At 33.3% G+C, this 9,179-nt stretch carries 10 protein-coding genes and 1 pseudogene; 7 read left to right on the plus strand and 4 right to left on the minus strand.

All coding sequences use genetic code 11. The annotated features are described in order from the left end of the window. The 6 genes and pseudogenes from nadA to folB all read left to right on the plus strand — a co-directional run. The coding region (nadA, locus tag WBY99_RS05175) for a quinolinate synthase NadA (protein ID WP_423975271.1) at window positions 1-940 on the plus strand (940 nt) is incomplete at its 5' end. A gap of 26 nt (window positions 941-966) precedes the next feature. Continuing rightward, complete coding sequence (locus tag WBY99_RS05180; RefSeq protein ID WP_423975272.1) at window positions 967-1,419, plus strand: hypothetical protein; 453 nt, start codon at window positions 967-969, stop codon at window positions 1,417-1,419. Between the two features lie 34 nt (window positions 1,420-1,453). Continuing rightward, window positions 1,454-1,585 (plus strand): annotated as a pseudogene (locus WBY99_RS05185) (dihydroneopterin aldolase); the annotation flags it as partial. Window positions 1,586-1,689: 104 nt separating this feature from the next. Next, complete coding sequence (locus WBY99_RS05190; RefSeq protein WP_423975273.1) at window positions 1,690-1,905, plus strand: hypothetical protein; 216 nt, start codon at window positions 1,690-1,692, stop codon at window positions 1,903-1,905. A 99-nt stretch (window positions 1,906-2,004) separates the two neighbouring features. After that, entirely contained in the window at window positions 2,005-2,313 is a 309-nt protein-coding gene (locus WBY99_RS05195; protein WP_423975280.1) for a putative toxin-antitoxin system toxin component, PIN family, read from the plus strand. After that, window positions 2,310-2,669 (plus strand): dihydroneopterin aldolase, encoded by a 360-nt coding sequence (gene folB, locus WBY99_RS05200; protein WP_423975274.1) that lies wholly within the window; start codon window positions 2,310-2,312, stop codon window positions 2,667-2,669. The genes WBY99_RS05195 and folB overlap by 4 nt, the downstream gene beginning before the upstream one ends. 573 nt (window positions 2,670-3,242) lie before the next feature. On the opposite strand, the gene WBY99_RS05205 is transcribed toward folB, so the two are convergent. After that, window positions 3,243-4,460, minus strand: coding sequence for a hypothetical protein (locus WBY99_RS05205; protein WP_423975275.1), 1,218 nt, complete (start codon window positions 4,458-4,460; stop codon window positions 3,243-3,245). Window positions 4,461-4,512: 52 nt separating this feature from the next. After that, a complete protein-coding gene (locus tag WBY99_RS05210) occupies window positions 4,513-5,115 on the minus strand; it encodes a Crp/Fnr family transcriptional regulator (protein WP_423975276.1) in 603 nt (200 codons plus the stop codon). A 141-nt stretch (window positions 5,116-5,256) separates the two neighbouring features. Here WBY99_RS05210 and ppk1 point away from each other — a divergent pair, with 141 nt between their 5' ends. Beyond that, window positions 5,257-7,326 carry a polyphosphate kinase 1 gene (gene ppk1 / locus WBY99_RS05215; RefSeq protein WP_423975277.1) on the plus strand — a complete coding sequence of 690 codons (2,070 nt, stop codon included), beginning with the start codon at window positions 5,257-5,259 and terminating at the stop codon, window positions 7,324-7,326. Here the strand turns inward: ppk1 and WBY99_RS05220 are convergent. Continuing rightward, on the minus strand, window positions 7,296-7,616 hold the full coding sequence (locus WBY99_RS05220) for a hypothetical protein (protein ID WP_423975278.1): 321 nt from the start codon (window positions 7,614-7,616) through the stop codon (window positions 7,296-7,298). The two genes, ppk1 and WBY99_RS05220, sit on opposite strands and share 31 nt — an antisense overlap. Window positions 7,617-7,660: 44 nt before the next feature. Beyond that, window positions 7,661-9,179 (minus strand): DNA/RNA helicase domain-containing protein (locus WBY99_RS05225; protein ID WP_423975279.1); only part of this gene is annotated, 1,519 nt, incomplete at its 5' end.

The raw sequence follows: 9,179 nt of genomic DNA on the forward strand, positions 1-9,179 counted from the left end.
TAAAGGTGAAGATTTGGTAAAAGCCATTTTAGATCTTAAAAAAGAAAAAAACGCAGTGATTTTGGCGCATTATTATCAACCTGCCGAAATTCAGGATATTGCCGATTATTTGGGTGATTCTCTGCAATTAGCCAGAGCTGCAAAAGATACCAACGCCGATATGATTGCGTTTTGTGGCGTTCATTTCATGGCGGAAGCAGCGAAAATTTTGAACCCAACCAAAAAAGTAGTTCTTCCCGATACACAAGCCGGTTGTTCGCTTGCAGACGGTTGCAGCGGTGAAGGTCTCAGAAAAATGCGCGAACAATATCCGAACGCATTAATCGCAACTTATATCAATTGCAACGCAGAAACTAAGGCAGAAAGCGACATTATCGTAACGAGTTCTAACGCAGAAACCATTATTGAATCTTTGCCAAAAGACCGCCCGATTATTTTTGCACCCGATAAAAATTTAGGTAAATATTTAGCGAAGAAAACCGGTCGCGATATGATTTTGTGGGACGGAAGTTGCATCGTTCACGAAGCGTTTTCGATGGAAAGAATTGCAAAACAATTAGCCGAAAATCCCGATGCAAAACTGATTGCGCACCCAGAAAGTGAAACTTCGGTTTTGGATTTGGCACATTTCATCGGTTCTACTTCTGCATTATTAAATTTTGTTGAAAAAGACGATTGCCAGAAATTTATCGTTGCGACCGAAGAAGGAATTTTGCACGAAATGAAAAAACGCGCACCGCACAAAGAACTGATTCCTGCATTGGTTTTTGATGAAAGTTGCAACTGCTCCGAATGTTTTTATATGAAAAGAAACACGCTGGAAAAACTCTATCTCTGCATGAAATACGAATTACCAGAAATTTTAATGGATGAAGAATTGCGTTTGAAAGCTTTGAAACCGATTGAAGCGATGCTGGAGTTGAGTAAAAGTGTGAAGTAAATTAAAATAATCCTAAAAAAACATTTATGAAAAAAAAAATTATAACATTATTTCTAACAATTTTTACATTCATAAGTCTTTATTCTCAAGAAACTAAATTTGATATTGTTGGTGTTTGGAATTCGAGTGATTATTGGAGTAACGAAAGTAAAACAATCTTTTCCAAAGATGGATATGTTTCAATGACAGTCAATGGCGAAGAAATAGAAGGGAAAAATTTCATAATTCATGGAGGTTCAAATAATGGACAAAAGGGAGAAATGAAATATGAAATTAATTCAGAAAAAAGTCCAATTCAAATTGATATAATTGCATTAAAAGACAATCAAGAAAAAGGCAGAATACTTGGAATTATTGTTCCAGTTCATCACACTAAACTTTTAATGCTTTTAAGCTTTGATGGAAAGCGACCAGAAAAAATGAATGACGAGAATTATGAACAAACTTTAACCTTGACTAAAATTAAAGAATTAGAGTAAATATTAAACACAATTTCTTCAAATTTTTTAAAATATGACCTCAAAAATCCTCCTCGAAAACCTAAAAATCTACGCTTATCACGGCGTTCTTCCCGAAGAAAACATCATCGAGACATATTATATTTTAAATATAGAAGTTCAAGCAGATTTAGAAAAAGCAGCAGAATTCCATACATATATTTAATGTGACTTTTAATAAAAAAGCAAAGCAAAAGAATTCCAAAATAGTTTTTATCATTTTTGTTAAACAATTTTCTTAACTTTGATATTATGGACGCTTTAAAAATCGAAATATTAAATCCCAAAGCACTGCAATTAATAAAACAATTGCAGGAACTTAATCTTATAAAAATTTCTGATGAACCTAAATCAAAATTACAGGAATATTTAAAGAAAATGAGAAAAAATGCAGGTCGTGTTCCAAACCTTGATGAAATCTCAAAAACTGTAGATGAAGTGAGAGCGGAAAGATATGCCAAAAACTAAAAATTTAAAACTTGTAATTGATACCAATCTTTGGATCAGTTTTATTATTTCAAATAAACTGAATGAAATAGAGCCCATTTTATTCAATAAAATTGCAAAATACTTTTCAGCAGCGAACTTGTAAGTGAACTTCAAGCAACAATTTCAAAACCAAAACTTCAAAAATATTTTTCTGAAAATGCATTGGAAGAAATGTTACTTGTTTTTGATGAATATATCGATTTTATTAATGTTAAAAGCAAAGTAAAAATATGTAGAGACCCAAATGATGATTTTCTATTGTCCTTGGCAAAAGACGGAAAAGCAAATTTTCTATTAACTGGCGATAAGGATTTACTGGAAATTGAAAAATTTGAAAAAACTTCGATCGTAAAATTTTCTACTTTTTTAGAAACCTTCAAAAAATGACCTCAAAAATTCTCCTCGAAAACCTGAAAATCTACGCTTATCACGGCGTTCTTCCCGAAGAAAATATCATCGGTACGTATTATATTTTGAATGTAGAAATTCATACCGATTTTTGGAAAGCTACAGAAACCGATGATTTGAACGATACGATAAGTTACGCCGAAATCAACAATCTTATTCACGCAGAAATGAAAATTCGGTCGAAACTAATGGAACATGTTGCAGGAAGAATTTTGAAAAATATCAAACTAGCCTTTCCGCAAATTTCTTTCATTAAAATAAAAATGACCAAAACCAACCCGCCAATGCAAGGCGAAATGGATGGTGCAAGTGTAGAAATTGAAAATCAATTTTAGAATAAATCAAATTCATTTCCCAATCCTAAAGGAAGTAATTTAGATGGGATTTTCGAAGAATTTTTAAATATTCTCTTAAAACATTTTGTTTCTTTTGATCTTGTCGAATCTTCGATTTCTGGTAGATTTCTTTTCATTTATTAAAATGAAGTTCTTTAAAACGCATTATAAAAACTGATAAAACTCAGTTAATTAGCTGTATACTATATGATTTACAGTCATAGCAGTTTGCCAATATTTCAGCTTAATTTTATATCAAATTAAAAAGGAAATTTATCCAATTGTACTTCCAGAAAATTAACAAATAAAATAAGAGCTATGAAAAAACCAATCATGATTCTCGCCGTGGTTTCCCCTCGATTTATCATCTTGCACAAAAACCGAAACCACGGAAGCCACAACCAAAACTACTGACTCAGAAGCAGTTGCAGAAGATCAAGAATCGGTAATAGATAGCGTAATTCTTCCAAATTAAAGAGACCAGTAATCGTTTAAATTTAATGTTTTGTAAGCTTTCCGAAAGTTAATTTTCAGCAAGCTTTTTTGATGTCTTTTCTAGTTGGAAAGACTTTTTTATAATGAAGACTTCTTCTTTAAATTTAGCAAGATCATTCCTAGCGAAATCAGTATTAATAAAGAAACTCCCAACAAAATTTCCGGCGTAAAGGGAATAGAAATATATTTAATAGAAAACACGCCCATCAATCCTAAAACCGCCTCATTTAGGAAAATCCCTAAGAGTAAAAGTTTAAGCCCAATAATAACCGGTTTGGTCATTTTAAAAACGTTGGTTGCCAATATTTGATTGATTAAAAATACCGACACACACATCAACAAAATTAAATGCAGATAGGCAATCACTACATTCCTGAATCCAAAAGCAAACTGGCTCAAAGCTGGTATAGTAGATCCTAATTGCAAAACTATTTTTGCGAAAAATGCAAAGCCAACATACATCAACACAAATCGTTGCAATGCAGAAAAATGGAGTGCTAATTTTACCCAATTTCTTTTCACCAAGATGTACAATTTTACCGCGCCTATCGTTTGAGCGATTGCTGCCAATATAATTGCGACAAAAATCCAGAGCGACATTTTCATCCAAAGTACAGAAAGTCCGAAGCCAATTAAACAGCCGATAAATAGGAGCCAGAAAATTACTTTATTTTCCTTTTCAACGATTTCTGATCCAATTTCCTTTAATGATTGAAGAAGCAATCCGATACAACTAAAAATAAAAAATCCGTTATACTGAAAATGAAGATAATAATAAGTGGAAGCAAGATATAAGTTTTGGGTCAGATTACCTGAAACCATCATATAGCTCAATCCAAAAACACCCGCCGAAGAAATAACGGCAAAAAACAAACCTCCCAAAAACCAAGGTTTTACTAAATCCTGATTGTTTCTCAAATCTCTCATCAAGAAAAAGAAAAAGACGAAACTGGTCAACAACGCAGCGGTTGATGCTATAATTGACAGCCAGAAATAGCCGTTATAAACAAAACTCGGAATCATGATATACGCCGAAACAGCGTTAACAATCAATAAAGTATGGTATTTTTTTAATTGTTGCTCAGACAGAACACCGTGCAAATACCGAATCATCAAAACATAAATTACTTGGGTAATCCAGCCATAGAACGCGAAATGAGAATGTGCTTCCTGCACATGTTTTTGATCGACTATTGGTAGTGAATAAGCAATTTTATAACGCATCAAAACACCCAATACCGCCACGACCAAAAAATTAAGAACTGAAAATCGCAGCCAAAAAATAATATTCTTCATCCTACAAAATTATGCTGAAAAAACGAGTTACAAATATGATTCTCGTCATGAGTTAAATGAAGATTTTCCCATTCACAATCTCGAGTTTTCCATCTTTCTCCATTTTTTTAATGGTTCGAATAACGGTTTCAATTCTCAATCCTGTCATGTGTGCAATTTCTTTTCTTGTGTAATTAATCATGGTTTTTTCATCAATGCAACCATTTTCACTTTTAAAATCACGCAGGTGCTGATAAATACGATCTTCCGGATTAAATAAAACAATCTGTTTGAGTAAATGACTTTTCTTTATCGATTTTCTAGCAATTGAAATCGTAAAATCAAACAGCTTTTCGGGGTACTCTTTTAAATAAGCAATCAAGCGTTCTCGTTCGATTTTTATGATTTCAACTTTATCAGAACATACTTCTACATTCCCAGGAACGGGCTCGCACAGTAAAATTGCAGGTTCTGCAAAAAAATGACCTTCTTTCACTTTATGCTGCAAAAGTTCTTTTCCTTTTTCCGTTAAATTAAAAACAGAAAGCTCTCCTCGTTTTAAATAAAAAAAACATTGGGAACGATCGCCTTCATGTAAAATAATATCACCTTTGTAATATCTTTTAGATTCTGCTTTCGTCTTGTTCATTAAATCATCATCAACTAAAAACTTCATTTTACTCTTTGTATTTCCCTCAAATATACCAAAGTTTCGGCAAACTATTTCTACAAAATATGAATAATATTGCTATTATTTAATGAGAAAACCATTAAAAACCCGACCAAAATCTCTATTTTTGAGATTATAATTAAAAAAATGTCGAATCAGTTTAATCCCCGAGATATTACCTGGCTTTCTTTCAACGAAAGAGTCTTACAAGAAGCCATGGATCAGAATGTTCCCTTGCATTTGCGAATCCGTTTTTTGGGAATTTTCTCTAATAATCTCGATGAGTTCTTTCGCGTTCGAGTAGCTGGTTTAAAGCGAGCGATGGATTTTAAAGATAAATTCATCACCGAATCATTTTATCAACCACCGACAAAAATTTTGCAAAAGATCAATGAAGTGGTAATTCACCAACAACAAAATTTTGTAAAAACTTGGAAAAAAATCCAAGTCGAAATGGCAGAACAGAAAGTATTCATTAAAACTGCAAAGAACTTAACCGCTGCTCAAAAGAAATTTGTCACCGCCTATTTTGATGAAATTGTAGAAAGCAACGTCATTCCGATTTTGTTAAATGATAATTCGCCGATGCCCTATTTAAGGGACAAATCTCTTTATCTAGGAGTGGCAATGCGAAAAAAACAATTTCAATATGAAAGTAAATTTGCGATTATTGAAATTCCTTCTCGCACTTTAGGAAGATTTGTTTTGCTTCCTCCTAATGGTAAAAATGAAAAAAATGTGATGTTGTTAGAAGACGTAATTGCCTTTAATTTGCCTCACATTTTCTCTTATTTTGGTTATGAAGAATTTGAAGCACATTGTTTTAAAGTGACCAAAGATGCCGAATTTGATTTGGATAACGACATTAAAACAACCCTCGCCGAGAAAATAGAAAAAGGAATTAAATCCCGACGCAAAGGGAAACCAACTCGTTTTGTTTTTGATAAAGCCATGGACAAAGCACTCTTGGAATTCCTGATCAGAAAACTCCATTTAACAAAAAAAGACAGCATTATTCCGGGTGGGAAAATTCATAATTTTCGACATTTCATGGAGTTTCCAGAAGTGTTTGAAACTTATAAAAAACCAGTCGAAAGAACCTCTTTTGATCATCCGGAATTGGTAGAAAAAAGAATAACCGACGTGATTCAGAAAACCGATATTCTACTCACTTTTCCTTATCACAAATTCACGCCAGTGATCGATTTACTAAGAGAATCAGCCATGGATCCCGATGTGAAATCGATACAAATTACTGCGTACCGATTGGCAAGCAATTCGAAAATCATCAACGCTTTAATTAATGCCGTAAGAAATGGCAAAGAAGTTACGGTAATGCTAGAACTTCGCGCAAGATTCGATGAGGAAAATAATCTAAAATGGAAAGAAATTCTGGAACAAGAAGGGGTAAAAGTATTGCTCGGAATTCCCAATAAAAAAGTTCATGCGAAACTTTGTGTCATTAAAAAAAGAGTTCATAATAAAACCCTTCAATACGGATTTGTAAGTACCGGAAACTTCAATGAAAAAACGGCAAAAATCTATGGCGATCATTTATTAATGACTTCTGACAGAGGAATTATGGCAGATATTAATAAAATATTTACCGTTCTAAAAAAACCAAAACAGGATTTAATTCCCGCTTTGAAATCTTGTAAAAACCTGGTGGTTTGCCCGGAATTCATGCGCGAAAAAATCATCGGCCATATCGACAGAGAAATCGAAGAAGCAAAAGCCGGAAGAAAAACGCTCATTATCATTAAAGTAAATTCATTGAGCGACCGAGATTTGATTACAAAACTTTATGAAGCTGCAAAAGAAGGAGTCATTATAAAACTCATTGTTCGGGGCATTTATTGCGCAATGAATCAAAGGAATTTCAAACAGAAAATTACTGCCATAAGTATTGTTGATGAGTATTTAGAACATTCTCGCGTGATGTATTTTTACAACAAGGGAAGTGAAGACATTTATATTTCTTCCGCCGACTGGATGACCCGGAATTTGGATTACCGCATTGAAGCGGCTGCAAAAATCACTCAAAAAAACTTAAAGAAAGAAATCAAAGACCAACTAGAAATTCAGTTAAGCGACAATGTAAAAGCCAGAATTCTCGACAAAAAATTGCGAAATGAGTATGTAAAAACCGACAACAAAGAAATCCGTTCCCAAGTTGAAACTTATCATTATTTGAGAGATAAAGGACAAGAAAAGTAGTGTCTTGTCCTGAAATAACGATACAGATTACTCAATAAATCCTGACGTAACGATACAAATACTTCGCTACCATCTTTGTCGAAACCACCAATTAAGCTTTGACCTTCGCTGATATCACCTTGCATTTCATCATCATAATTTTTAAAATTTTCAAAGCTGGAAATAAATATGTTCCCATTTTCGAAAAAGTCATCAAGATGTTCCTTCTTACCAACTACTCTGTATATAGGGTCAATTTTGTAACCCCACGAAATATTAAATGAAGACTTTATTTCTGTAAATTGTATCATATTGTTCTACTTGGTTTGGAATGTTCTATTTAATAGTAATCTAATTATAACACTTTCTCAAATACCCCAATCACCTTAAAATCCATCGTCTCCTCATCCCTTAAGACAATTGAATCAAAAGACTGAGTAGATAAAGGCTTTAAAGAAATTTCTTCATGATGCCACCCCTCTTCATCAATATTTTTTTTGCTTGTGTATTCCTTTATCGTATAGTTTGCGCCAGTTTCACTGTCGAAGATATCATTACCTTCTACCAAGGTGATCAATCCATTCCGACTGCCTGCTGAATATTTTTTGAACAAACATAAGCTCCCATTTGGAATGACTTTGTTCATAGACTCTCCTACTACTTTGCAGACAAAATAGTCAGTATGATTGCTGATGTTCATCAATTCAATAAATTTTACTTCTTCTACTGATTGCAAATCAGAGAACTTTCCTGCTGCAATTTCAAGATCATAATAAGGAACTGTAAATTCATTTGGAGCATCAACTATAGTATAGGTGTTTACCTCATCTTGAGAATTCTTAAATAACGGAATCCCCTGTGCAAAGTATTTCCTCAAATTTGGATTGCAGACATAAATGTAGGTCCCTTCAATTCCTCTGAGTAGAATGGTTTTGTAAATATTAATTACATAATCCAATAAAACCTTCGGATCTTTTATTGAGTTTTTACCGTTTTTATCTTTGTAATTTTCTTTATAGACCACTAATTCGTTGGTTGTAAAATCATAGTCCAGTTCAGGTCCAATTATGACTCCCGTGTAATTCAGATCATAACCCTGCGTAGTATGTATGCAACCAACCTCATTGATTGCGTTGGACGAATTTACCCAATCTGTTACAATACTGTTCCACTGTAATGAGGTATCATCAATTACGATATCAAATTTTGACCGATCATTTTTTGAGATCCATTCCCATGCAAATCCTGCGACCATTCTTGATAATCCTCTCTGATTTTCCTTTAAATGAATTTGCTCAACCATTTCATTTAAATCATCAAACAATTTTAGATCATAAAATCCCGTATCTTGTTGTTTTTGTTCGGTAAAGTCTGCTTTATCAAACATTTGATGAACTAACTTTACATATTGATTTCCACCTTTTACTCTGAATTGCGTGCTTAACTTTTCATTACGGGTACTTGGTAACTGTTTTAAAACGTAGAAACTCTCCGGACTAGCATCAGATGGTTTGATCGATTGAAACTGATCGTAAAATATAATCGATTTTTCACTCTGTAGTTGAATCCAATCCAATTCAGATGAGGTCATTTTATCTAAACCTAAGAGCTCACTGTTTTTATCAAAAGTCCCGAAATAAGAACCCAAGTTTACCCTTCTTCTGAGACGGTGTCCTTCATCAACAATAAGCAAATCATATTTCTGTTTGGTTATTTCTGAAGGTCCGATCACCATTTTATGAGATAATCCTTTAATGTTTTTGAAAACATTAGAAATGGTTTTTCGAAAAGATGCCATTGGTATCACCAGAGCCATATTCAGATCGCCATATTTGGTTTTCACATTTTCTAAAAGCTTAAACAACTCTTCATCC

The sequence above is a fragment of the Kaistella sp. genome, assembly GCF_049588135.1.
GTDB lineage: Bacteria > Bacteroidota > Bacteroidia > Flavobacteriales > Weeksellaceae > Kaistella.

Excerpts from the sequence above, each read along its gene's own strand:
- WBY99_RS05180 (WP_423975272.1), top strand. The coding sequence starts at position 967 with ATGAAAAAAAAAATTATAACATTATTTCTAACAATTTTTACATTCATA.
- ppk1 (WP_423975277.1), top strand. The coding sequence starts at position 5,257 with ATGTCGAATCAGTTTAATCCCCGAGATATTACCTGGCTTTCTTTCAAC.
- folB (WP_423975274.1), top strand. The coding sequence starts at position 2,310 with ATGACCTCAAAAATTCTCCTCGAAAACCTGAAAATCTACGCTTATCAC.
- WBY99_RS05210 (WP_423975276.1), bottom strand. The coding sequence starts at position 5,115 with ATGAAGTTTTTAGTTGATGATGATTTAATGAACAAGACGAAAGCAGAA.
- WBY99_RS05220 (WP_423975278.1), bottom strand. The coding sequence starts at position 7,616 with ATGATACAATTTACAGAAATAAAGTCTTCATTTAATATTTCGTGGGGT.
- WBY99_RS05190 (WP_423975273.1), top strand. The coding sequence starts at position 1,690 with ATGGACGCTTTAAAAATCGAAATATTAAATCCCAAAGCACTGCAATTA.
- WBY99_RS05205 (WP_423975275.1), bottom strand. The coding sequence starts at position 4,460 with ATGAAGAATATTATTTTTTGGCTGCGATTTTCAGTTCTTAATTTTTTG.